The 24,351-nt window shown below is 42.8% G+C and carries 18 protein-coding genes; 2 read left to right on the plus strand and 16 right to left on the minus strand.

All coding sequences use genetic code 11. From position 1 onward, the window contains the following. Positions 1–17: 17 nt before the first annotated feature. The 5 genes from mraZ to EUBREC_RS10200 form a co-directional block, all read right to left on the minus strand. The gene (gene mraZ / locus EUBREC_RS10180) at positions 18–449 is read right to left on the minus strand and encodes a division/cell wall cluster transcriptional repressor MraZ (protein WP_041254125.1); all 432 of its coding nucleotides are present in this window, start codon (positions 447–449) and stop codon (positions 18–20) included. Between the two features lie 213 nt (positions 450–662). Then, a complete protein-coding gene (lgt, locus tag EUBREC_RS10185; RefSeq protein WP_012743091.1) occupies positions 663–1,562 on the minus strand; it encodes a prolipoprotein diacylglyceryl transferase in 900 nt (299 codons plus the stop codon). A gap of 137 nt (positions 1,563–1,699) precedes the next feature. Further along, complete coding sequence (locus EUBREC_RS10190; protein WP_012743092.1) at positions 1,700–2,017, minus strand: DUF1540 domain-containing protein; 318 nt, start codon at positions 2,015–2,017, stop codon at positions 1,700–1,702. A 69-nt stretch (positions 2,018–2,086) separates the two neighbouring features. Continuing rightward, positions 2,087–4,060, minus strand: a complete 1,974-nt coding sequence (gene thrS / locus EUBREC_RS10195; protein WP_015516718.1) for a threonine--tRNA ligase — start codon at positions 4,058–4,060, stop codon at positions 2,087–2,089. Between the two features lie 373 nt (positions 4,061–4,433). Further along, on the minus strand, positions 4,434–4,940 hold the full coding sequence (locus EUBREC_RS10200; RefSeq protein ID WP_012743095.1) for an SEC-C metal-binding domain-containing protein: 507 nt from the start codon (positions 4,938–4,940) through the stop codon (positions 4,434–4,436). Positions 4,941–5,097: 157 nt separating this feature from the next. Between EUBREC_RS10200 and EUBREC_RS10205 the strand changes: the two genes are divergently transcribed. Then, positions 5,098–5,328 carry a hypothetical protein gene (locus EUBREC_RS10205; protein ID WP_012743096.1) on the plus strand — a complete coding sequence of 77 codons (231 nt, stop codon included), beginning with the start codon at positions 5,098–5,100 and terminating at the stop codon, positions 5,326–5,328. After that, the gene (locus EUBREC_RS10210) at positions 5,325–5,966 is read left to right on the plus strand and encodes a hypothetical protein (protein ID WP_012743097.1); all 642 of its coding nucleotides are present in this window, start codon (positions 5,325–5,327) and stop codon (positions 5,964–5,966) included. The genes EUBREC_RS10205 and EUBREC_RS10210 overlap by 4 nt, the downstream gene beginning before the upstream one ends. Here the strand turns inward: EUBREC_RS10210 and EUBREC_RS10215 are convergent. The 11 genes from EUBREC_RS10215 to gltB form a co-directional block, all read right to left on the minus strand. After that, positions 5,956–8,373, minus strand: a complete 2,418-nt coding sequence (locus EUBREC_RS10215) for a cation-translocating P-type ATPase (protein ID WP_012743098.1) — start codon at positions 8,371–8,373, stop codon at positions 5,956–5,958. The two genes, EUBREC_RS10210 and EUBREC_RS10215, sit on opposite strands and share 11 nt — an antisense overlap. 136 nt (positions 8,374–8,509) lie before the next feature. Then, complete coding sequence (locus EUBREC_RS10220) at positions 8,510–9,154, minus strand: DUF4340 domain-containing protein (protein ID WP_012743099.1); 645 nt, start codon at positions 9,152–9,154, stop codon at positions 8,510–8,512. Positions 9,155–9,196: 42 nt separating this feature from the next. Further along, positions 9,197–11,323 (minus strand): ABC transporter permease, encoded by a 2,127-nt coding sequence (locus EUBREC_RS10225; protein ID WP_012743100.1) that lies wholly within the window; start codon positions 11,321–11,323, stop codon positions 9,197–9,199. Then, positions 11,323–12,267, minus strand: coding sequence for an ABC transporter ATP-binding protein (locus EUBREC_RS10230; RefSeq protein WP_012743101.1), 945 nt, complete (start codon positions 12,265–12,267; stop codon positions 11,323–11,325). Before EUBREC_RS10230 ends, EUBREC_RS10225 begins: the two co-directional genes overlap by 1 nt. A gap of 139 nt (positions 12,268–12,406) precedes the next feature. Beyond that, positions 12,407–13,705 (minus strand): adenylosuccinate synthase, encoded by a 1,299-nt coding sequence (locus tag EUBREC_RS10235; protein WP_041254127.1) that lies wholly within the window; start codon positions 13,703–13,705, stop codon positions 12,407–12,409. A gap of 107 nt (positions 13,706–13,812) precedes the next feature. Beyond that, complete coding sequence (locus EUBREC_RS10240; protein ID WP_012743103.1) at positions 13,813–14,688, minus strand: DegV family protein; 876 nt, start codon at positions 14,686–14,688, stop codon at positions 13,813–13,815. 267 nt (positions 14,689–14,955) lie between these two features. Further along, positions 14,956–16,581, minus strand: coding sequence for a chaperonin GroEL (gene groL / locus EUBREC_RS10245; RefSeq protein WP_012743104.1), 1,626 nt, complete (start codon positions 16,579–16,581; stop codon positions 14,956–14,958). A 112-nt stretch (positions 16,582–16,693) separates the two neighbouring features. Continuing rightward, entirely contained in the window at positions 16,694–16,978 is a 285-nt protein-coding gene (locus tag EUBREC_RS10250) for a co-chaperone GroES (protein WP_015516725.1), read from the minus strand. Between the two features lie 130 nt (positions 16,979–17,108). Continuing rightward, positions 17,109–17,894, minus strand: coding sequence for a Cof-type HAD-IIB family hydrolase (locus tag EUBREC_RS10255; protein WP_012743106.1), 786 nt, complete (start codon positions 17,892–17,894; stop codon positions 17,109–17,111). 204 nt (positions 17,895–18,098) lie between these two features. Continuing rightward, the gene (locus tag EUBREC_RS10260) at positions 18,099–19,592 is read right to left on the minus strand and encodes a glutamate synthase subunit beta (RefSeq protein ID WP_012743107.1); all 1,494 of its coding nucleotides are present in this window, start codon (positions 19,590–19,592) and stop codon (positions 18,099–18,101) included. A gap of 14 nt (positions 19,593–19,606) precedes the next feature. Beyond that, positions 19,607–24,160 carry a glutamate synthase large subunit gene (gene gltB, locus EUBREC_RS10265; RefSeq protein ID WP_012743108.1) on the minus strand — a complete coding sequence of 1,518 codons (4,554 nt, stop codon included), beginning with the start codon at positions 24,158–24,160 and terminating at the stop codon, positions 19,607–19,609. Positions 24,161–24,351 lie beyond the last annotated feature (191 nt).

Here is a 24,351-nt window from a genome sequence, read left to right on the forward strand (position 1 = left end):
AATCTCTCCATTTAAAATCAAATTCCTATGCCAAGCTCTGCCATATGATCTGCTATCTCATCCATATCGTCAAAATCAGAGTTTTCAAGGTATCTGTCCTTGCTCCAGATTTCTACTCTGCTGTATACTCCGACAGATACAACTTCCTTATCTATACCTGCGTATTCTCTTAAGTTCGCCGGTAAGAGGATTCTGCCCTGCTTGTCCACCTCACAGGTGGCTGCTCCTGCAAAAAAGAATCTCATAAATTTTCTTGCTTCTCTTGATGTGAGTGGTTTGTCGCGAAGATTTTCCTCAATGCGATGCCATTCATCGTTGGAATAGACGAACAGACAGCCATCTAAGCCCTTGGTAACTACGAACTCATTACCAAGCTGTTCACGGAACTTCGCCGGGACAATCATACGGCCCTTGGCGTCTATTGAATGATTATATTCGCCCATGAACATGGCATCCATCCTCCTTTTCCTCATTTTGAAGCTTTCCACCACTTCACTCCACTTATATGGTATTTCGCTCCACTTTCCACCACTTGATTACAATATTACACCTAACAGCCCACAAAATCAAGGCTTTAAGCTAAATTCCCATAAAAAAGCAACAAAAAAGACGCTCAGTCTTTTCGTGGACTTTGCGTCTTTTTTATAAAATACATATGAAATTTACTCTTTAGTGGAGGATTGTGGTGGAGTGTCCACCATTTTACCCATTTTCATCTGCTTATATCTGACAATACCTATCCATATGGCTGATACTGCCACCAAAGTGGCGGCAAGTGCCATAGACACCGGATAATTGATATGCGGGATGAGAAGCTGGTCTGTACGCAGGCTTTCTATCCAGAATCTTCCTATACCATAGCCTAGTAAATATAGAAGAAACACCTCTCCGTCAAACTTTCTGTGCTTAAAATAAAGCATCAACAAAATAAATAAGCACAGGTTCCAAAAGGATTCATACAAAAATGTAGGATGCACCGAGATATACTCCACTCCGTCTATCACAGTTGTATGTGACATAAGCTTTTCAGTCAAATCCGATGTCCTGACAGCTGATACCGGAAGCTGCATGGCAAAAAGTCCGTCATAATAATCGCCAAATGCCTCCCTGTTGCAAAAGTTTCCCCATCGGCCAATCGCCTGTCCCAGTATCAGTCCAAGCCCCGCCGTATCACACAACAGTGGAAACGACAGCTTTCTGACCTTTGCAAAAACGAATGTGGTGATAATTGCTGCTATCACTCCTCCGTAAATTGCCAGTCCTCCCTGCCTGATATTGAATATGCTAAGCAGGTCATCCTTGTACAAATCCCACCTGAATACCACATAGTATATTCTTGCGCCTATCACCGAGCATATGATTGCCACAAGTGCCAGATCAAAGTATGTATCAGGATTTTGTCCTGATTTTTTAGCCACATAGCAGGCCACGCCCAGCCCCGCAAGCATACCACATGCTATTATTATGCCATACATCGCAATACCAAAGCTTCCTATTGATATGCTCTTTATCACATGCTGCAGATATATATGAAGATGTGGGAAATTTATATTATAATCCATATTTTTCCTTTCCTGACTGTAATTGCTGTCTGTCACACCATAATATATACAGCAGCAATCACAAATTACGAAAATATATGTACCCGGAGCACCATAAACCTGATACTCCGGGCAACTGTCATTATGCGTCTCTTAGTCTACGCCTGACACTCAAAGCTTGCACACTCTGTACTGCACTTGTTTGGTGTACAGTTTTTCTTGATGCCAATCTGATTGGCCATGCAGCTATTGTGATCATTGTACTTACACTTTGCCGCATCACAGTGCACATCTGTCTCCTTGTGAATAGCTAACTCTGCAGATACCTCACAGTCACAGGCCTTGTTTGAAAAGCTGCCACACTGTGTATCGCAGGCTTTCTTTGCCTTAGTTCCTTTCACATCGATTTCTCTGAGCTTACAGCAGTTATCTGCATTATACGCACATTTTTCAACATTACAATCAAGTCTTGTCATACTTTTGCCTCCTTTGCTTATGCATAGGCTAGTATGTCCTGATTGATTTTTTTTATGCTTTTTAATTAATTATCTGTGTTTTTCCTCTTCCGGAAGCTCCACTCTGATTTCCTTTGTACGGATTTCCTTGCAAATCTGGTCGATGAAATCTGAAAGTGGCTTAACACCCTCATTTCCTTCAAAACGGCTTCTTACCGATACTGTGCCGTCTGCCTCCTCGTCAGCTCCGACAACAAGCATATATGGAAGCTTATCCATACGAGCCTCTCTGATCTTGTATCCGATCTTCTCAGCTCTGTTGTCAACTGTCACATCGACATCATTGCGCTTAAGCTCATCTGCTACCTTTTTAGCATAATCAGCATACTTCTCTGAGATAGGAAGTACTCTTACCTGCTCAGGGCAGAGCCATGTAGGGAACTTGCCTGCGTAGTGCTCGATAAGCCATGCAAGTGTACGCTCATAGCAGCCGAGTGATGTACGGTGGATGATGTATGGACGGATTTTATCGCCGTTTTGATCAATATAGTACAGATCAAAATTCTCAGCAATAGCACAGTCGAGCTGTATTGTTACCATGGTATCCTCTTTACCGTATACGTTCTTGGCCTGGATATCAATCTTTGGTCCGTAGAATGCAGCCTCGCCATCGGCCTCAACAAAAGGAACATTTTCCTCAATAAGGATGTTACGAAGAACCTCCTGTGTTGAGTTCCAGTACTCATCATCTCCTAAATACTTTTCTGTGTTCTTTGGATCCCATTTTGAAAGACGGTATGTCACATCATTCTCGAGTCCCAGCACCTTAAGGACATATCTGTTAAGATTGAAGCATGCCTTGAGCTCCTCCTCACACTGGTCAGGACGGATAACATTGTGACCCTCTGAGATAGTAAACTGTCTGACACGTGTCAGTCCGTGCATCTCTCCCGAATCCTCGTTTCTAAACAGTGTGGATGTCTCACCCATTCTGTAAGGCAGATCTCTGTATGAGTGCTGCTTTGCCTTGTATACATAATACTGGAACGGACATGTCATCGGGCGAAGTGCCATAACCTCTTCCTCGCCGTCCTTCTCAGGATCTCCGAGAACAAACATGCCGTCAAGATAATGATCCCAGTGTCCTGAAATCTTGTACAGGTCTGATTTTGCCATGAGTGGTGTCTTTGTACGCACATAGCCCCACTCCTTATCCTCGAGGTCCTCAATCCATCTCTGCAGCTTCATAATCATCTTTGTGCCCTTTGGCATCATAAGCGGGAGTCCCTGTCCGATTACATCTACTGTTGTGAAAAGCTCCATCTCACGGCCAAGCTTATTGTGATCACGCTTCTTAGCCTCCTCCATTCTCTCAAGATGTGCCTTTAAATCCTCTTTCTTATTGTAGGCTGTTCCGTAGATACGATGGAGTCTTGCCTTGTTTGAATCACCTCTCCAGTATGCCATTGATGATGCTGTGAGCTTGAAAGCCTTTACTCCCTTTGTGCTCATAAGATGTGGTCCTGCACATAAATCTACAAATCCACCCTGGTCATAGAATGAAATCTCCTCACCCTCAGGAAGCTCCTCGATAAGCTCTACCTTGTATGGCTCATCCTTTTCCTTCATGAATTTGATTGCTTCCTCTCTAGGGAGTGTAAATCTTGTTATCTCATGACCCTGTTTGATGATTTTCTTCATCTCTGCCTCAAGTGCATCGAGATCCTCTCTTGAGAATGGCTGTGAATCGAAATCATAGTAGAAACCATCGTCAATTGCCGGTCCGATTGTGATTTTTGCATCCGGGAACAGATTCTTAACTGCCTGTGCCAGCACGTGTGATGCTGTATGTCTGATAACACGAAGTCCTTCCTCATCACTTGCTGTGATTATATTGAGTGTGCAGTCCTTGTCAAGAACTGTTCTTAAGTCAACAATTTCTCCGTCAACCTCTCCTGCGCAGGCTGCTCTTGCAAGTCCCTCGCTTATATCTTTTGCGATTTCATATACGCTTTTTGCTTCGCTGTACTCTTTTGATGAGCCATCCTTCAATGTTATCTTCATGGTTATCTCTCCTTTATTTTTAATATAAAAATCCCCGACACCGCATTGCTGCGACATCGGGGACGATAAGCTTTGTTACCGTGGTTCCACCCACATTCTTTCCGCCTGAAAACATACTGCTTGTCTGTATCCGACAGAAACTCATTTGACTATAACGGTGTCACCGGGCTTTATTGGAGCCACTCCAAGCTGGTGTTCGGTATATCATCCACCGGGGAGCTTTCACCACTCTTTGGACTTTGATTCTCGTCTTCCAAGGCTTCCCTCTCTGCTGCTTTTAATATACTTACTGTGCTCTTCAACGTATTGTTATTATGCTAATGTTCCTTTCAAAAAATGATAATATACTTATTTTTCTAATCTGTAAAGTACTTTATGCATTTTTTCCGCAACATTTTTTATATTTCTTGCCCGAACCGCATGGACATGGGTCATTTCGGCCGATTTTCTTACCTACTACCACTGTTCCTGACTTCTTCTGCTCGAGGTAAAGCGCATGCTTTGTCTCTGCGTCAAAGATTTCATCCCATGCCGGGAGATTGTAAAGCCAGTCTGCCTTTGCATCTACCATGTTCTTATAGAGCTTTTCTTTATCGAAAGCAAGGCTTACCTTTGTGTCCTCATCCATCTCCTCGATTGGGTTTGGGGTGACAAGGCTGTCATTGATTCCGTCTAAGAAGCCTGTCATCTCCATGATTGATAACTCATATTTCTCAGCAAGCTCTTTGACTGTTCCCTCTACTGCCTCATCCGGATTTGCAAGGAGCTTCTCATATACACCCTTCTCCAAGAGGAAATAATGCTGCCAAAAACGCTGTAACTCTCCCTGATCTGCTTTGTCATTGTAGGCAATCTTGTGCCACTCTTCTAATAAAGCCATTTTTACTACCACCTTTATCTTTTATAAACTGATATGAGGCCAAACAGCCTCAACTTCACATATGGATGTATTATACCAAAATAACAGCTTGACGTCAATTTTGTTTTTTTATATTATAATTATTAAATAACTATTCAAAAACCACGGAGAACAATTCATGAAAAAGACAAAACGTATTCTGGCACTGATTGGCGCCATCCTTTTATTACTTTTATATGTTGTGGCATTTGTTGCCACTGTGCTCGATCACACAAGTGACATGCGCTACTGGAAGGCTGCCGTTGCCGCAACTATCATTATCCCGGTGCTTATCTGGGCGTATTCATTTGTATACAGACTTTTAAAGGGTTCTGATAAAGAATCTGATGATGTAACCAAAAAACCATGAAACGCAAAATCACACCTGAATTATCATCTAAAGACTGGAAGGAATTCTGCAGCCGTTTTCATTTTGATAACGATAAACTGCCGCTTATCCGGGCAATATACACCGCAATGCTTCCATTGGTGGATGCCTTTGCATATTATTCCATAAAACAGGATTTGCCCGGGGTATCCCTGGCACACTATGCCTACGGCCTCGTGACACTCGGAAACGGTGTAGACGAGCTGTCAGAGCTGTATTTAAACCATGAGCAGCTTGAGGAAGCATACATAGCAGACTGTTTAAGCCTCATGCTTTTGTCAAACGCATATGAGCAGTTTGCAAAGGCTGTCGAAGAAGAAAGCTCTCTTTATGCCATTGAGCTGTCATTTTTAGGCGATGAATATCCGCTTGAGCTGCTGCCTGAGATTTTTGAGCACGTAAGCCCTGATGGCATACATCTCACCGGTTCAAATATGCTCAAGCCACTTAAGACAGCCGCCCTCATAATAAAGCTTGACTCACAAAAGCGGAAAAATATCAAAGAGCTCTGCAATACCTGCGCGAACTGTAAAAATCTGTCGTGCCCATCAAGAAAGGCTCCTGGTCCTAAGCTGCCACACACCTATGGTGCCATGCAGATTTTCAATATCAGACATTGAAGCCCTTCTTTTTCTCATATGAGCCTCTCAGTTTCTCAACCAGAAGTGTCAGATTCCTAAACAGTGACTCAGCCGCAAAGCCAAACACTATCATGAGAAGAATACATATATTTGACAAATCTGTCAGTGCAAACAGTTTCTTTAAGAAGAAACCCGAAAATACCAGACCTGCTATATTTCCGATAATAACAGCATATTTCATTCCATTTAGCGGCTCACTGATTTTAAAGAGAATCATAAAGCCCACTACTGAAAGTACAAGCGTCGCTATCGTTCCTATGCTTGCATCTGATATACAAAATACTTCTCCGCATACGACAAGCGCTCCGACAGCTATTACATCCGTAAGTCCACCCGGCAGTGCCTTTAGCATGACATTGGTGATAAAGTGTCCCTTTATCCTGTCCTTATTCTGCTCCAGTGCCAATAAGAATCCCGGTACTCCTATGGTAAACATACTGATGAGCGATACCTGTGCCGGCTCAAGCGGATACGTAACCATAAGAATAACCGAAAACAGTGAAAGTAACAGTGAGAATATATTTTTCACAAGAAACAGGCTTGCTGAGCGCTGGATATTGTTTACCACCCTGCGGCCCTCATACACCACATCCGGCATATGTGCAAAGTCAGAGTCCAAAAGGACAACCTGGGCTGCCTGGGCTGCCGCCTCACTTCCCGATGCCATAGCCACACTGCAGTCGGCATCCTTCATGGCAAGTATATCGTTGACTCCGTCTCCTGTCATCGCAACTGTATGACCTTTAGCCTGTAAAGCCTTTACAAGCTGTTTCTTCTGCTTTGGTGTCACTCGTCCGAATACAGTATATTTATTCACTGCATCGGCTATTTTATCCTCAGTATCAAGTGTTGCCGCATCAACAAAGCTTTCTGCACTTTCTATTCCTGCCTGTATGGCAATCCTTGAAACAGTACGCGGATTGTCACCTGAAATAACCTTTATCGCAACACCCTGACTCTTGAAATACTCAAAGGTCTTTACCGCATTCTCTCTGATAGGATTGGCAAGTGCCACAAATCCAAGCGGAGTAACGCTGCCATTTATGCCATTCTCCACGTTTTCCCCATCATACCTTGCAAATAAAAGTACTCTGTCGCCTTTGTCAGCGTATGGTATTATTTCTTCCTCAATGCGCGCAAAGTCTTCGTGCATGATAAACTCCGGCGCTCCGAGCAGATATGTTCCATCAGAAAAGGTAACGCTGCCATATTTGAGACTCGACGAGAATGCCTGCTGTGAAACCGCTGTACGATGCAGTGCAGATGTATTATTTGTCAAAGCATCCGCCGCATATGCTTTTAGTGCGAGCATAGTCGCATTGTTGTCAACCGAAGCATTTGCATAATCTAAAATAAGACTTTTAAGCTCATCTAATGTCAAAGCTGTCTGTGTACCATCTGCTCCACTGTTTTTACAGAGAAAAATTTCCTTAAGCTTCATATCAGGCTCAGTAATTGTGCCCGTTTTATCCACACAAAGCACATCCACACGCGCAAGCGTCTCAATACTTTTCATATCATGAAGCAAAACCTTTTTCCTTGCAAGCTTCATAGTGCTTAATGCAAGCGCCACTGTGGTCAGCAGATACAAGCCCTCCGGTATCATTCCTATAATCGCTGCAACTGTCGATGTAACACTCTTTGTGATAGACTCACCATTCACAAAATGGCTCTGCCAGAACAATATAAGCCCAATCGGAATAATAACTATGCCAACCCATTTGACAATCAAATTGATGGAGCGTATCATCTCTGACTGCTCCTTGCCGCCCATTGATTTTGCCTCAAGGCTCAGCTTTGAGATATATGATTCATTACCGACCTTTTCAAGCCGTGCATAGCACTCTCCCGATACAACAAAGCTTCCCGACATGAGAGTGCTGCCCTCTGTCTTTTCTACCTCATCAGCTTCACCTGTTAGCAGTGATTCATTTACCTGTATATTTCCGGATATCACAACCGCATCCGCACAAATCTGCTTTCCTGCGGTAAGTAAAATCACATCGTCCTTTACAAGTTCCTCCGTACTAATCTGCTTTACGCTGCCGTTTCTGATGACATCCGCACGCGGAGCATTCAGTAAACTCATTTTTTCAAGAGTCTTTTTTGCGCGGATTTCCTGAACGATTCCGATTACCGTATTTCCAATAATTATAGGCAGAAATGTCAGATTTCTGAAAGAACCTACCATTATGAGAAGTATCGTTATGACAAGAAATATAAGGTTAAAATATGTGAAAACGTTTGAAATCACAATTTCCTTTGTTGTCTTGTCTGTAGATATATCAGCTCTGTTGGTAAGTCCTTCCTCCACTCTCTGCCTTACCTCTTCATCGGTAAGGCCTGTGATATTTATGCTGTAGCTGTCTTTGTTCATCTGATTCATGCTATTCACCGTTTGTCCATTATTATTCTACACAATAATAATGGTACAACATAAGCATGATTTCAATACCTATTTCATTAAAAAAGGATGAACTATTTCTTAATTTCTTTTCAAATTGTAACTTATCAATCCGTTGCTACTCACTTTCAGTCTCAGTACTCTCACTGTCTTCCGTTGCAATCATATCATCTATAGAATCCGGAATTGTTCCAAGGATTGTGGTGCTTGAAAGATATACATCATCATTTACCTTGATATAGTACTCACCAAGCATAGCGTTTTTCTCACCGATTGTTATGGTATATGTCTTGTCGGCAGTGCTTAGCTTTACGACATTCTGTGGCTCATCCAGTCCAAAATCAGATGTATCCGCATCTGAATCAAATTTCTTTGAAGCTGTGATGCTTGTAGCGTTTCCAAGCAGTGATGTAACCTTGCTTGTATTGATTTTAAGAGAGGTGTCATTATCGCAGACCCACTGGTCATCATCGTCTGTACTGCTTTCGGAATTGGTATCTGTTTTCTCAGACTCCGTTGACTCAGTCTCATCGGAGGTATCCTCTGACTTTATACGGCTGAAGCTATACTCCTGACCGTCAATCAGAAATGAGAGCGATTTGACATCCGATGAGTCAAGCGAAAGTGCCTCAACACTGTCGCTTTCGCTCTCTGAATCATCATCACTTTTATATTTATTGTAATTTAGAAGCCCCAGGTAGCCCGCCAGGCAGGCTGCCAGAACTATCGCAAGTATCACAAAAGTGCGTTTTTGCTTATTCATTCATTATTTCTCCTATTTCCTATACGCTTTTTTGCCTGTAATCTACTTTTTTCTCCTCATTACCCATACAACGATTCCTATGATTATAAGCAGTATCGGTACAGCAATCATTATGATAAGTCCCGTAACAACCGCCTGCAGCGTATTTATAGTGATATTGCTTAAGGTGTAATCCTTCACCGGTATCACACTTGATGCAAGCTCAACATTTCCGGTCATTGATGTGATAACATCCTTGAACATGTCTGCATTGTTGCCGGAAACGGCATTGTCATATGAATCATCAACCACATAAGGCGTACCAAACACAACAATCGATGCGCCGGTGCTTGAATCATTTACAGCAAGACCTGTAGTAAACGGTCCGTTCTCATCTGCGTCCTCTGCCTTCGATGTGGTGATATTCTTCCAGTCCTTCTTTAAAACTGCGCTGTCTGATGTAGAAAGCAGCTTTGTATATGTCACATCATCTGTATCCTCAGGATAACTGATTGCACAGCTTCCTGCCAGGAATACATATCCGTCTGTTGCATCTGAGGTGTAATCTGTCGTCTCAACCGTTGGAAGCAGGTAGAGAGGATTCTGATAATATTTTGAGCTGTCATTTTCAGCTACCACACCGGTCTTGAAGCTGACATTGTAAGCCGAAAGTATCTTGTTAAAGTTTGCAAGCTCGTCATTATATGCATAGCAGCCGACAATCAGTGCCTTTCCACCGCCATTTAAATAATCAATCACCTTCTGTGCGTCTTCCTCGTTGAAATCAACAGTCGGAGAATTAATGATAATGGCTGTTGCATCCTCCGGCACCTTTTCCTCGTTAAAGAGCTCTAAACTCTTAAGATTTGCATTTGCCTTGCTTACAACATTCTGGAAATTGCTTCCTATTTCCGTTTCATTGTGTCCGGTTATCTGATAAATTACCGGGAGCTCATCTGCATCCATTGTGACATACTCTATGGCACTTGTAATCTGTCCCTCGGCATCATAGCCTGTGATGCTAGACTGCGACTGGTATCCGTAATAATATGATGAGCTGTCATATTCATATATATCATTGTAATCAATCACCTTTGAACGGTTTTTGCTCTCGATGATAAGGCTGTTTGTGGTAGGTGTCGTGTCTGTGTAATCCTGATAAAACTTCGGGCTTGTCGCCGGGTCTACATATTTTACCTTTATATGACTCGAAAGATCCTTGTATCTGTTGATTGTCTCATCTATCTTTGCATCCTTTGATTTCTTGGAATTCAAAACATAGATTGTGATATCCTCATCGAGCTTACTTACCCTGTCCTTTGTATCGTTTGTGAGCGAGTACAGCTTTGTAGCCGAACAGTCAATTGATGTGTACTTAGCAGGAAGCGCTGTCACTACAAGATTTACAACCACACAGATTGCACACATTATGACAATCATTCCTGCTGAAAATGCCCCTGTGCCTATCATCTTCTTTGAAAATGCCCATCTTCTCTTCTGGATAGACTGCGTCGTCAAGAAGCATAAAAGCAAAATAACCGTCACATAATAAACTGCCGATGTGACACTAAAGCAGCCACTCACAAAATTCTCAAATGGTGTGTACAAATCAAAGCAATTAAGCACCTTTGTGAGCAGATTCCCACTTGACGAGATGAGCCCTGTGATGGACTGCATCATGTATGAGAGGAATAATGCCGCAAATGTAAGTATTGCAGATATTATCACACTCTCAGATATGGACGATATAAAAAGTCCCACGGCGATGCATGATAAACCGTAAAGCCAGTAGCCAAACAAAGCCACATACGCTTCACTGAGCGCAACCTTGCCGTAAATTGACAACACGAGCGGTGAAAGTGCAAAAAGCGCTATGTCTATGGTGTATACCGCTGCCATCGCTAAATATTTTCCTGCTACAATCCTTCCGACAGATACAGGCGATGTCAGCATGAGCTGATCTGTCTTTGTCTTTTTCTCATCAGAAAGCGATCTCATCGTGAGGATTGGCACTGCAATCATCATAATAAAACCGATTCCCTTTAAATCATATGATATATACGGATAACCGTTTTTCAGATTGTATACATAAAAATATAGGCCATACACTGCAAGAAGTGCTGCAACAAACAGCCATCCTATAACGTTTTGGAAATATGATTTGAATTCTCTTTTAAATATTGCAAGCATTATTTCTCATCTCCTTCCCCTGTAAGCTCAAGGAATACATCCTCGAGTGACTTCACAACAGTATGCATCTCAAGGATTGGCATATGCATTGCACTTGCAAGCTCAAATATTTCCTCACGTATATCGCAGTTTGCCTTTGCTATAACCATAGCCTTCACTGTATTCTCTTCCTCAGACTTTTCAAATGTGACCTTATCAACATTTACTATCTTCTCAAGCATTCCTCTTGCACCAATCTCGTCTGATTTGAGGACAAGGTTAATTTCCTGGTTCTTTGACATGAGATTAATCAGGTTTTCTGTGGCATCACTTGCTACAAGCTTACCCTTTGATATGATAAACACATGATCACACACTGCACTTATCTCACTTAAAATATGCGAGCTAAGTATCACCGTATGATTTTCTCCAAGCTTTTTAATAAGCTCACGAATCTCTATTATCTGCTTTGGATCAAGTCCAACTGTAGGCTCATCCAATATGATGATTTCCGGGTAGCCAAGAAGTGCCTGGGCGAAGCCCACTCTTTGTCTGTAGCCCTTGGAAAGGTTCTTTATGAGACGGTTTTTCACCTCCGTGATGCCGGTCATGTCCATGGCATCTGCTATCATTTCTTTTTTCTTTTTCCTGTCGAGCTTTTTGAGCTCTGCCACAAATTTGAGATACTCATATACCGTCATATCCACATAAAGCGGTGGTATCTCCGGCAGGTATCCGATACATTTTTTTGCCTCCTCAGGCTGTGCAAATATATCATAGCCGTTTATCTTTACTGTTCCACCATCAGCACCGATATATCCGGTAACAATATTCATGGTGGTTGACTTTCCGGCGCCGTTTGGTCCCAAAAGTCCGTATATCTTTCCCGGCTCAACAGTCAGCGAAAGATGATCCACGGCCATATGGTCGCCATATTTCTTTACGAGATTACTAATTTCTATCACAGTAATACTCCTCCTACTAAATTGTTATGATATTAGAGTATAAAAAAAGAGTGTTCAACTTGTGAATTTTGAACACTCTTTTGTACATTATTTATAATTTTAATACTATGATATTTTAACTGTACTAATTGTCTGGGTACTAATTGTCTGCGCGCACAATCATAGCTTCTCTGTCAGCACCTGTTCCGATGAACTTAACAGGTACTCCGATGTATTTCTCTATGAAACTGATGTATTTCTGTGCATTCTCAGGAAGCTCCTCGAAAGTCTTACAGCTTGCGATTTCATCGCCCCAGCCGCCTTTTAGCTCCTCATATACAGGCTTTGCGTTGTTTAAAACCTTGAGATTTGTGGTAAAGTCCTCTGTTACCTCACCGTTTACATCGTAGCCGGTGCAGACTTTTATTGTATCAAACTTGCCGATTGTGTCGAGATGGTTTACAGAAAGTGCTGTAAGTCCGTTAAGACGCTTGGCATATTTTAAGGTGACAAGGTCTAACCATCCGCATCTTCTCGGGCGGCCTGTTGTGGTGCCGTACTCATGTCCGAGCTCACGGATTCTGTCTCCGGTTGCGTCAAGAAGCTCTGTCACATATGGTCCCTCACCTACACGGCTTGAGTATGCCTTGATGACACCGTATACATTTCCGATATCTGAAGCAGAAAGACCTGTTCCTGTAAGAATACCACCGATTGTAGGATTTGATGATGTAACATATGGATATGAACCAAAGTCGATGTCAAGGAGTGTAGCCTGTGCTCCCTCAACAACCACCTTTTTGTCATCCTCAAGTGCCTTGTGTAAGAGGGTGATTGTATCACATACATATGGCTCAAGCTGTGCTGCATAGTCACTGTACTCTGCAAACATCTTGTCGAAATCAAGCTCCTTTGTATAATCAGTCTCAGGATCATATACCTTAAGAAGTGCAAGCTTAAGCTCTGTCTGCTCCTTAAGGCGCTCCTTGAAATCAGGTGCGTATAAATCCCCCATTCTGATTCCGCTTCTCTCATACTTATCGCAGTATGAAGGTCCGATACCCTTTCCTGTAGTACCGATTTTCTTTGCCTGTCTCGCCTTCTCAAGCGCTACATCAAGCTTACTGTGATATGGGAAAATGACATGCGTTTTGTCACTGATTTTTAAGTATTTATCTACATCATATCCGTGCTCCTTCAGGTTGTTGATTTCCTCTAAAAGAACCTGCGGATTTAAAACTACTCCGTTTCCGATCACTCCGATTGTATGTCCTGATAAGAGACCTGACGGAATAAGGTGCATTGCATATTTAACACCGTTTGCTTTGATTGTGTGACCGGCATTGTCTCCGCCTGTGCATCTTACTGCTACATCAGCGTCTGCTGCAAGGTAATCAATTACCTTACCTTTTCCTTCATCACCATAGAAACATCCTATTACTACATCTACCTTTGACATTTTACATGCCTCCCTTGTATTTTCTGACACGACACATTGTGCCATGTTACTGCTTGATTTTAGTGGTATATTTATTATGCTTTGTAACTATTAATAATTATTTATAATTATTTATTACAATACTCTATCTTCTTAGAGCAGGCTATTGCAAGCGCTCCGGGTCCTATATGGCATGAGACCGAAAGTGAAAGCGGATTCATGACTATCTCGTTATTTGGAAATGCTGCCTGAACCTCTTCCTTAAATGCCTCCGCAGCTGCAATATCATGCGTGTATGCCATTTCAAGATTTATCTGGCTGCCATCCGGATTATTGAAGCGCTTCTCAAAATCCGATTTCATGGCATCTATCATGATGCTCTTTGCCTGCTTTACGGTACGTGCCTTTGCAAATGCATCAAGCTTCTCACCCTGAATCTGAAGCACCGGTTTAAGCTTTAAAAGTGTGCCAAGAGCTGCCGCTGCAGGCGTGATTCTACCACCCTTTTTGAGGTAGTTAAGAGTATCTACCATGATATATATGGAAGACTCAAACTTTGCATCCTCTAATATCTGCTTTATCTCAGCTGCATTTTTTCCTGCTTCTGCCAGGTTCTTCGCATCTATAACCGACTGGCGCATTGTAACTGATATTCTCTGATTATTGACTACCTGCACTTTGCCGTCATAATCCTGCGAGAGCATATATGCTGTCTCACATGAGCTTGAAAGACCTGATGACATTGGAATGTATACAATCTCATCATTTTCCTTTAAAAACTCATCCCATTTATCTGTTACATCACCAACCAAAGGCATAGATGTCTTGATATCGCCGCCTGCCGTAAGCTTCTCATAGAACTGCTCCTGCGTCAGATCGATATTCTCATAATACATCTGCTCATCGATGTAAAAAGGCATTGGAATCACCTCAACTCCAAGCTTCTTTGCCTCGTCAGGTGTGATACCGCTGTTTGAATCGGTAACTACTATAACCTTACTCATTAATTCTCACTCCGATATAAATTTTCATTGTCGTATTTTTTCCAACACCGCTCATTATACCATAGGTGTAATTGTTTGAAAAGAAGTTTTTGATGGACAGTGGCGTTATTTTACCTACATAGTAGACACGGCTGGCTTACACCAGCCTCCGTATATTCGCAATCCGCACTCACGTGCTACTTGCTCATATCCGGACATTCGTCAAAAAGAAAACCCGCGGTTCACACGAGTGTGACCACGGGTTTCTTTTTTCCTCATTGTCTACGATTACATCATGCCCATTCCGGCGCCGGCTCCGGCTGGCATTGCTGGAGTGTCCTCTTTGATTGTAGCTACTGCTGACTCTGTTGTGAGGAGTGTTGAAGCTACTGATGTTGCATTCTGTAATGCACTTCTTGTAACCTTTACAGGATCAAGGATTCCGTTATCAACCATATCTACATACTCTTCTGTAGCTGCGTTGAAGCCGGTTCCAGGAGCTGACTCCTTTACCTTGTTGATGATTACTGCACCTTCAAGTCCTGCATTTGCAGCGATATAGTAAAGTGGAGCCTCGAGTGCTTTAAGGATAACCTTTGCACCTGTCTTCTCATCGCCCTCAAGTGTATCAACAAGCTCTGCAACCTTCTTTGATGCATGGATATATGCTGATCCACCACCTGCGATGATTCCCTCTTCAACTGCTGCTCTTGTAGCGTTAAGGGCATCCTCCATACGAAGCTTTGCCTCTTTCATCTCTGTCTCTGTTGCAGCACCTACACGGATAACTGCTACACCGCCTGCCATCTTGGCAAGACGCTCCTGTAATTTTTCTTTATCAAACTCAGATGTTGTCTCATCAATCTGACCACGGATCTGGCTTACTCTGCCTGCGATAGCATCCTTGTCTCCGGCACCATCAACGATGACTGTGTTCTCCTTCTGAACCTTAACTGACTTAGCACGGCCAAGCATATCGATTGTTGTATCCTTGAGCTCAAGTCCAAGATCAGAGCTGATCACCTGACCACCTGTAAGGATTGCAATATCCTCAAGCATTGCTTTTCTTCTGTCACCATATCCAGGAGCCTTTACAGCTACTACATTGAATGTACCACGAAGCTTATTAACGATAAGTGTTGTAAGAGCCTCGCCCTCAACATCCTCAGCGATGATAAGAAGTCTTGCACCGGCCTGAACAATCTTCTCAAGTAATGGAAGAATATCCTGGATGTTAGAAATCTTCTTGTCAGTAATAAGGATATACGGATCATCAAGTACTGCTTCCATCTTGTCCATATCTGTGCACATATATGCTGAGAGGTATCCTCTGTCGAACTGCATACCTTCTACAAGGTCAAGCTCTGTCTGCATTGTCTTTGACTCTTCAATTGTGATAACACCATCGTTTGTAACCTTTTCCATAGCGTCTGCTACGAGATTACCAACTTCCTCATCTCCTGCTGAGATAGCTGCAACCTTAGCGATCTGCTCTTTGCCTTTTACTTTCTGGCTCATATCCTTAAGTGCCTCAACAGCTTTGTCTGTAGCCTTCTTCATACCACGACGAAGCACGATTGGGTTTGCTCCTGCCTCAAGGTTCTTCATTCCTTCCTGAACCATTGCCTGTGTAAGAACTGTAGCTGTTGTTGTTCCGTCTCCTGCTACATCATTTGTCTTTGTGGCAACTTCCTTGACAAGCTGTGCTCCCATGTTCTCGAAAGCATCCTCAAGCTCAACCTCTTTTGCGATTGTAACACCATCGTTTGTGATGAGTGGTGCACCGTATGATTTGTCAAGTACTACGTTTCTTCCTTTTGGTCCAAGTGTTACTCTGACTGTATTTGCTAATTTATCTACTCCAGCTCCAAGTGCTGCTCTGGCTTCTGAGCCATATTTAATTTCCTTTGCCATGATTTATACGACCTTTCTATTTATATATTTGATATTTAATTCCAAAATGTAAGCAGCTATGACCAGATATGTAAAACGTACCGGATCTTTAGCTTCTATCCGTAAATTAATCTTACTCTACTACTGCAAGAATATCATTCTGTCTAACGATGATGTACTCTTCTCCGTCAAGCTTAACCTCTGTGCCTGCGTATTTAGAATAAATAACCTTCTGTCCGACTGTTACCTGCATCTTAACTTCCTTGCCGTCAACCATTCCGCCAGGTCCTACTGCGATAACCTCAGCCTCCTGTGGCTTCTCCTGTGCTGAACTTGTAAGGATGATTCCCGATTTTGTTGTTTCCTCTGCTTCTAACTGCTTTAATACTACTCTGTCTGATAATGGAACTAATTTCATTGTATTGCCTCCTTTTATCTCTGTTAGCACTCATTTCTTTCGAGTGCTAATTTCTTTCTGTAAATAAAATATCACTATTGCATTTCAATGTCAACAGTGATATTTCATTTTAATATTTATTTTACATTTTCTATATCAATCCGTAATGCTTTAACGCATTTTTCACTCCATCATCTGAAATATCCGATGTGACATATTCCGCAATTTCTTTAACCGGTGGCATTGAGTTGCCCATCGCGATTCCATGTCCTACACTCTCAAGCATTTCAAGGTCATTTACACTGTCGCCTATCGCGTATGTTTCATCAAGCGGGATATCCAGATGATTGCACAGCCATTTGATGCCGGTTGCCTTTGAGGTTCCTTTCGGCACAAACTCCACGACATTTTCCACATGCTCAAGTATCAGAAAATCATCGGCAAACTCTGCCTTCACACGCTCATAATCAGTACCATCTATCACGTCAGCGGAGAATTTATTAATTCTTATTTCGCCGTCATATCCTCTTATTATATGTGCATGCTCACCAAGTGACTCAAAAAGGTAATCCACATACGGATCATCCTCAAAGCCCTCGTCATCTATCCAATAGTCTGTGGAGCCCTCAAGCACTACAGGCATTTTACACTCAGAAAGCACCCTTATGACCTTTTGTACCATATCTGCGCTCAGGTCATTTTCGTATATTACTTTGCCATCCATTTCAATATAGTTGCCACATGCCGCAATTATTCCATCAAAACCCATATTTAATAGCTTCTCTGACCTCACACTGGCTCTGGCACGTCCTGTACATATAAATGCCAGATGTCCGTTTGCCTTGAGGGCTGCCACAGCCTCTAGGGTGCTTTCAGGAATTACCATGTCATCGTCCCATATTGTTCCGTCTATGTCAAAAAATACTGTTTTACTCATTTGCTGCTCCTAATATCTTTATTATCATGTCAAACACTGCTATCTTAACATCTTATAAATCAAATTTCAATCAGTTTATCCACAGTACCAATACCTCTAGAAAGCAATAATTTTGTATGTCAAAAATCCCGGTGCAATGCACCGGGATTTTGCTATAAAATGTATGAAATAAAATTTATTAAGAAGAATTGCTATAATAATTTGTTACTGTACTGAGAGATATGAATATCCCATGAGACTCTCATCAACCTCTCTGGCAGCCTCACGTCCCTCTCTGATAGCCCATACTACAAGGGACTGTCCACGGTGGTTATCACCTGCCACGTATACGTTTTTTACGTTTGTAGCGTAATGTCCCTCCTGTGTACTTACGTTTGTTCTGGCATTGAGCTCTACACCAAATGCCTTTGCCACATAGCTTTCTGTTCCAAGGAAGCCTGCTGCTATAAGCACAAGCTCTGCCGGAAGCTTTTTCTCTGATCCCTCTACCGGAACCATCATGAACCTGCCTGTCTTCTCGTCCTTTTTACTCTCAAGACTTACAATTGTAAGCTCCTTTAGGTTGCCGTTTTTGTCCTTGTGGAACTCTTTTACGGTTGTCTTGTAGGTACGTGGATCATGTCCGAATACCGCAATGGCTTCCTCCTGGCCGTAGTCTGTCTTTAAGACCTTCGGCCACTGTGGCCACGGATTGTTTGCGGCACGCTCTGTAGGCGGACAAGGCATCATCTCAAGCTGTGTGACTGATTTGGCGCCCTGACGGATTGCAGTTCCGACACAGTCGTTTCCTGTGTCACCGCCACCGATAATGACTACATTTTTGCCCTTTGCAGATACAAACTTGCCATCTGTCAGGTTAGAGTTCAAAAGACTCTTTGTATTCTGGGTAAGGTAATCAACAGCAAAGTAAATACCCTTTGCATCTCTTCCGTCTGCCTTTATGTCTCTTGGATTTTTAGCACCACAGCAAAGGATTACCCTGTCATACTTCTTGTAAAGCTCTGCCGGCTTTATATCCTTTCCGACATCACAGCCTGTGACAAAATGAATGCCCTCTTCCTTCATTATATTAACTTTTCTGTCAATAATGCTCTTATCAAGCTTCATATTTGGAATACCATACATGAGCAGGCCACCGACGCGGTCCTCTCTCTCATATACTGTAACATCATGGCCTCTCTGGTTAAGCTGGTCTGCTGCCGCAAGTCCTGAAGGACCCGAACCAATGATTGCCACCTTCTTGCCGGTTCTGACCTTTGGTGGCTTTGGAGCTGCATATCCGTTTGCATATGCAGTCTCTATTATACCATGCTCATTGTCCCTGACTGACACCGGACTGCCCCAGTGTCCGCATGTACATGCCTTCTCGCACAATGCCGGGCAGACTCTTGATGTAAACTCAGGGAAATTATTGGTCTTGTGCAGACGATTATATGCCTGCTCCCAGTTGCCGGTGTATACAAGGTCGTTCCACTCCGGAACCAGGTTGTGCAGAGGACAGCCTGATGTCATGCCTGCTATTGTCATTCCCGACTGGCAGAAAGGAACTCCGCAGTCCATACAACGGGCAGCCTGTTTCTGTTGATTTTCTTTTGAAAGGAACACATGGAACTCGTTAAAGTTCTTAATACGCTCCTTTGGCTCTACAGACGCTGCTTCGCATCTGTCATATTCCATAAATCCTGTTGGTTTTCCCATTATCTGCGTCCTCCTTAGCCTCTTGTGCTGGCATAAAATGCCTCAATCTGTGCCTGCTCTGCGTTAAGACCCTTTTCTTCCATCTGTACAATAGCCATCTGCATACGGTTGTAATCGTAAGGAATAACCTTCTTGAACTTAGGAAGATACTCACTGAAATGATCAAGGATTTCCTTACCCTTTTCTGAGTTTGTAAGTGTTACATGCTCTTTTATCATTTCCTTAAGCTCTAATACATCGTACTTGTTTGAGACCTCCTCAGTAAATACCATCTGCTTGTTGGTTCTCATGTAAAGGTCATTGTCCTCATCAAGCACATATGCTATTCCACCGCTCATACCTGCTGCAAAGTTTTTTCCGGTCTTTCCAAGGATAACTACGCGGCCACCTGTCATGTACTCACAGCCATGATCGCCGACACCCTCAACTACTGCTGTTGCACCGGAATTTCTTACGCAGAAACGCTCACCGGCAACACCGTTTATGAAGGCCTTACCGCTTGTAGCTCCGTAAAGTGCTACGTTTCCGATGATGATATTATCATCCTTCTCAAACTTGACTCCTGCAGGTGGATATACGATGAGCTTTCCACCTGAAAGACCCTTTCCGAAGTAATCATTTGAATCTCCGACAAGCTCAAGTGTAAGTCCCTTAGGGATAAATGCTCCAAAGCTCTGTCCGCCTGCACCGTTACACTTGATAACAAAAGTGTCTTCATCCAGCGTATCGTCATATTTCTTTGTAATCTCAGAACCAAATATTGTTCCGAGAGATCTGTTTGTATTTGTTACCTCAATCTCAATCGCGCGCTTTTGTCCGCTCTCAAGTGCGCTCTTAAGCTGTGTCATGATCTCAGTCATATCCTTTGTCTTTGAAAGCTCAAAGTCATATACCTGCTTAGGATCGAATATAACACTCTGCTTTTTGCCGTCAAACGGATTATTAAGTATGCAGTCAAGGTCAATCTTTGACTGTCTCTCGCTTAGATTATCACGCTTCTTTAAGAGATCTCCACGTCCAACGAGCTCATCCACTGTCTTTACGCCAAGCTTTGCCATATACTCACGAAGCTCTTCAGCGATGAAACGCATGAAGTTCTCAACGTACTCCGGCTTTCCTGCAAAGCGCTTACGAAGCTCAGGGTTTTGTGTAGCAATTCCTGCCGGACATGTATCCAAGTTACATACTCTCATCATTACGCAGCCCATTGTTACAAGCGGAGCTGTCGCAAAACCGAATTCCTCGGCTCCAAGACACGCTGCTATTGCCACATCACGGCCACTCATCAGCTTACCGTCTGTCTCAATTCTTACTTTATTTCTAAGACCATTCATAAGAAGAGTCTGGTGTGTCTCTGCAAGTCCAAGCTCCCATGGAAGTCCCGCATTGTGGATTGAGCTGCTAGGTGCGGCTCCTGTTCCTCCGTCGTAGCCTGAGATAAGCACTACCTGTGCTCCGGCCTTTGCAACGCCTGCCGCAACAGTTCCTACACCGGCCTCAGAAACGAGCTTGACTGAGATTCTTGCATCTCTGTTTGCATTCTTTAAGTCGAATATAAGCTGCTCCAAATCCTCGATAGAATAAATATCGTGGTGTGGTGGTGGAGAGATGAGTGCAACACCCGGTGTTGAAAGTCTTGTCTTTGCAATCCAAGGATAAACCTTCTTTCCAGGTAAGTGTCCACCCTCGCCCGGCTTAGCGCCCTGTGCCATCTTAATCTGAATCTCCTGTGCGCTTGTTAAGTATCTGCTTGTGACACCAAAACGTCCTGAAGCAACCTGCTTGATTGCTGAACAGCGGTTCTTTCCGTCTTTTCCGATTGTGAGACGATCCTTGTCCTCTCCACCCTCGCCGGTATTTGATTTTCCGTGCAGATAGTTCATGGCAATTGCAAGTGTCTCATGTGCTTCCTTGGAAATAGATCCGTATGACATAGCACCTGTCTTGAAACGTGTCACAATTGAGTCAACGCTCTCAACCTCCTCGAGCTTGACCCCCTTCTTAGGATAGTTGAAATCCATGAGTCCACGGATGTTTGTATTTTTCTCTTCCTCATCCACAAGTGCTGTGTACTGCTTGAACAGATTGTAGTCACCGCGCTGTGTCGACTGCTGGAGAAGATGGATTGTAGCCGGATTGTACAGATGGTCATCAGCTCCGCTTCTCATCTTGTGTCTTCCCTTGCTGTCAAGTGTAACATCTGTCTCAAGTCCGAGCGGATCGTAGGCCGCAGAGTGAAGCTCATTCACATCGTTCTCGATATCCTGTAATGTAATTCCACCGATACGGCTTACTGTATTTGTGAAATACTTATCAATAACACTCTTGTCAATACCGATTGCCTCAAAAATCTTTGAGCCCTGATATGACTGGATGGTTGAAATACCCATCTTTGCTGCAATTTTTACAATACCTGTGATGATTGCATGGTTGTAATCATCGATTGCTGCATAATAATCCTTGTCAAGCATATGCTCGTCAACAAGCTGCTTAACTGTATCCTGTGCCAGATAAGGGTTGATTGCACTTGCACCAAAGCCAAGCAGTGTAGCAAAATGATGAACCTCTCTCGGCTCTCCTGACTCAAGAATGAGAGAAAGAGATGTTCTCTTTTTTGTCTTTACAAGATACTGCTGCAATGCAGCAACTGCAAGCAGTGAAGGAATTGCAACGTGGTTCTCATCAACACCCCTGTCTGAAAGGATAATAATGTTGGCTCCGTCCCTGTATGCACGGTCAGCCTCTATATAAAGTCTGTCTACAGCTTTCTCAAGACTTGTGTTCTTGTAATATATAATAGGTAAAACCTCTACCTTAAAGCCATCGGCCTTTAAATTCTTAATCTTCATAAGGTCGGTGTTTGTAAGGATTGGATTGTTAATCTTAAGTACACGGCAGTTTTCCGGCTTTTCCTCAAGCACGTTTCCGGCCTCACCGATATAGAGTGTGGTTGATGTGACAACCTCCTCACGGATTGAATCGATAGGCGGGTTTGTTACCTGTGCGAAGCGCTGCTTAAAATAGTTGAATAACGGCTCCCTGTTACCGGATAAAGCTGCAAGCGGTGTATCAGTACCCATTGCTGCTGTGCCCTCAACACCATTTTTAGCCATCGGAAGGATTGAATCCTTGAGTGACTCATATGTGTAACCGAAGGCTCTCTGCATTCTCTGGCGCTCTTCCTTTGTATACTCAGGTACTCTCTGGTTAGGAATCTTTAAATCCTTAAGATTTACCATGTATCTGTCAATCCACTCACCATAAGGCTGCTTGTCTGCATATCTCTCCTTGAGCTCATCATCATCTATGATTTTTCCTGCAACAGTATCCACAAGGAGCATCTTTCCCGGACGGAGACGATCCTTTTTCACAATCTTTGTAGGGTCAATCTCAAGCACTCCGACCTCAGATGAAAGGATAAGATAATCATCATCTGTCACATAGTAACGTGATGGACGAAGTCCGTTTCTGTCAAGCACTGCTCCGACTAAATCACCATCTGAAAATACGATTGAAGCCGGACCATCCCATGGCTCCATCATTGTAGCGTAATACTGGTAGAAATCCTTCTTCTTCTGAGTCATGATTGAATTGTTTGCCCATGGCTCAGGAATCATTATCATAACGGCAAGTGGAAGCTCCATACCACTCATTACCAGGAATTCAAGCGCATTATCAAGCATTGCTGAGTCAGATCCTGCCGCATTGATAACAGGCAAAACCTTCTGGAACTCTTTTTTAAGCTTTGGAGACTCCATGTTCTCCTCACGGGCTGACATCTTGTCAGAGTTTCCAAGAATAGTGTTAATCTCACCATTGTGTACGATAAATCTGTTTGGATGAGATCTCTCCCAGCTTGGGTTTGTATTTGTAGAGAATCTTGAATGTACTGTGGCGATTGCTGACTCATAATCAGGATCCTGTAAATCCATGAAGAACTGTCTGAGCTGCTCTACAAGGAACATTCCCTTATATACTATTGTTCTGCTTGAGAAGGAAACCACATATGTATTGTCGTTTGACTGCTCGAAAACACGTCTTGCAACATAAAGCTTTCTGTCAAACTCAAGTCCTCTCTCAACATCCTCAGGTCTCTTTACAAAGCACTGCATGATGCATGGCATACAGTCTCTGGCTTTTTTAGAAAGCTTATCAGGCTCTGTAGGCACTTCTCTCCATCCGAGAAATTCAAGGCCTTCCTTCTCCACGATAACCTCAAGCATCTTCTTTGCCTGAATAGTCTTGAACTCATCATTAGGGAAGAAAAACATTCCCACACCGTAATCTCTCTCGTCTCCAAGCTCTATTCCAAGTGGCTTTGTAACCTTCTTAAAAAACTTATGAGAAATCTGAAGCAGGATTCCTACACCGTCTCCGGTCTTACCATCAGCGTCTTTTCCGGCTCTGTGCTTTAAGTTCTCAACAATCTTTAAAGCATTCTCGACTGTCTCATGTGTTTTGATACCTTTGATATTTACTACTGCACCAATTCCACAGTTATCATGCTCGTAGCGAGGATCATATAATCCCTTAGCTGTGGCTGTGCTTTCATTCCATTGTTTACTCATAGGTTCTTCCTTTCCTAGTGTAAATTTGTTAACGGATAACTTATTAAGAAGTGAATCATTTCCTGTTTATGATTTTACAACTATGAAAGCTCAATGTAAATAGTTTTTTTCTTGCTATTGTCTGATTATTTGATAACTTAATATTATAAAGTTATTTTTCTGACTATAGCCGTATTATTATCTTTTTTATA

This window comes from Agathobacter rectalis ATCC 33656, assembly GCF_000020605.1.
In the GTDB taxonomy this organism is placed as follows: domain Bacteria; phylum Bacillota; class Clostridia; order Lachnospirales; family Lachnospiraceae; genus Roseburia; species Roseburia rectalis.

Excerpts from the sequence above, each read along its gene's own strand:
- EUBREC_RS10190 (WP_012743092.1), bottom strand. The coding sequence starts at position 2,017 with ATGACAAGACTTGATTGTAATGTTGAAAAATGTGCGTATAATGCAGAT.
- EUBREC_RS10235 (WP_041254127.1), bottom strand. The coding sequence starts at position 13,705 with ATGTCAAAGGTAGATGTAGTAATAGGATGTTTCTATGGTGATGAAGGA.
- EUBREC_RS10260 (WP_012743107.1), bottom strand. The coding sequence starts at position 19,592 with ATGGGAAAACCAACAGGATTTATGGAATATGACAGATGCGAAGCAGCG.
- lgt (WP_012743091.1), bottom strand. The coding sequence starts at position 1,562 with ATGGATTATAATATAAATTTCCCACATCTTCATATATATCTGCAGCAT.
- thrS (WP_015516718.1), bottom strand. The coding sequence starts at position 4,060 with ATGAAGATAACATTGAAGGATGGCTCATCAAAAGAGTACAGCGAAGCA.
- EUBREC_RS10225 (WP_012743100.1), bottom strand. The coding sequence starts at position 11,323 with ATGCTTGCAATATTTAAAAGAGAATTCAAATCATATTTCCAAAACGTT.
- EUBREC_RS10250 (WP_015516725.1), bottom strand. The coding sequence starts at position 16,978 with ATGAAATTAGTTCCATTATCAGACAGAGTAGTATTAAAGCAGTTAGAA.
- mraZ (WP_041254125.1), bottom strand. The coding sequence starts at position 449 with ATGTTCATGGGCGAATATAATCATTCAATAGACGCCAAGGGCCGTATG.
- EUBREC_RS10220 (WP_012743099.1), bottom strand. The coding sequence starts at position 9,154 with ATGAATAAGCAAAAACGCACTTTTGTGATACTTGCGATAGTTCTGGCA.
- groL (WP_012743104.1), bottom strand. The coding sequence starts at position 16,581 with ATGGCAAAGGAAATTAAATATGGCTCAGAAGCCAGAGCAGCACTTGGA.
- gltB (WP_012743108.1), bottom strand. The coding sequence starts at position 24,160 with ATGAGTAAACAATGGAATGAAAGCACAGCCACAGCTAAGGGATTATAT.
- EUBREC_RS10255 (WP_012743106.1), bottom strand. The coding sequence starts at position 17,894 with ATGAGTAAAACAGTATTTTTTGACATAGACGGAACAATATGGGACGAT.
- EUBREC_RS10215 (WP_012743098.1), bottom strand. The coding sequence starts at position 8,373 with ATGAATCAGATGAACAAAGACAGCTACAGCATAAATATCACAGGCCTT.
- EUBREC_RS10205 (WP_012743096.1), top strand. The coding sequence starts at position 5,098 with ATGAAAAAGACAAAACGTATTCTGGCACTGATTGGCGCCATCCTTTTA.
- EUBREC_RS10210 (WP_012743097.1), top strand. The coding sequence starts at position 5,325 with ATGAAACGCAAAATCACACCTGAATTATCATCTAAAGACTGGAAGGAA.
- EUBREC_RS10240 (WP_012743103.1), bottom strand. The coding sequence starts at position 14,688 with ATGAGTAAGGTTATAGTAGTTACCGATTCAAACAGCGGTATCACACCT.
- EUBREC_RS10200 (WP_012743095.1), bottom strand. The coding sequence starts at position 4,940 with ATGGCTTTATTAGAAGAGTGGCACAAGATTGCCTACAATGACAAAGCA.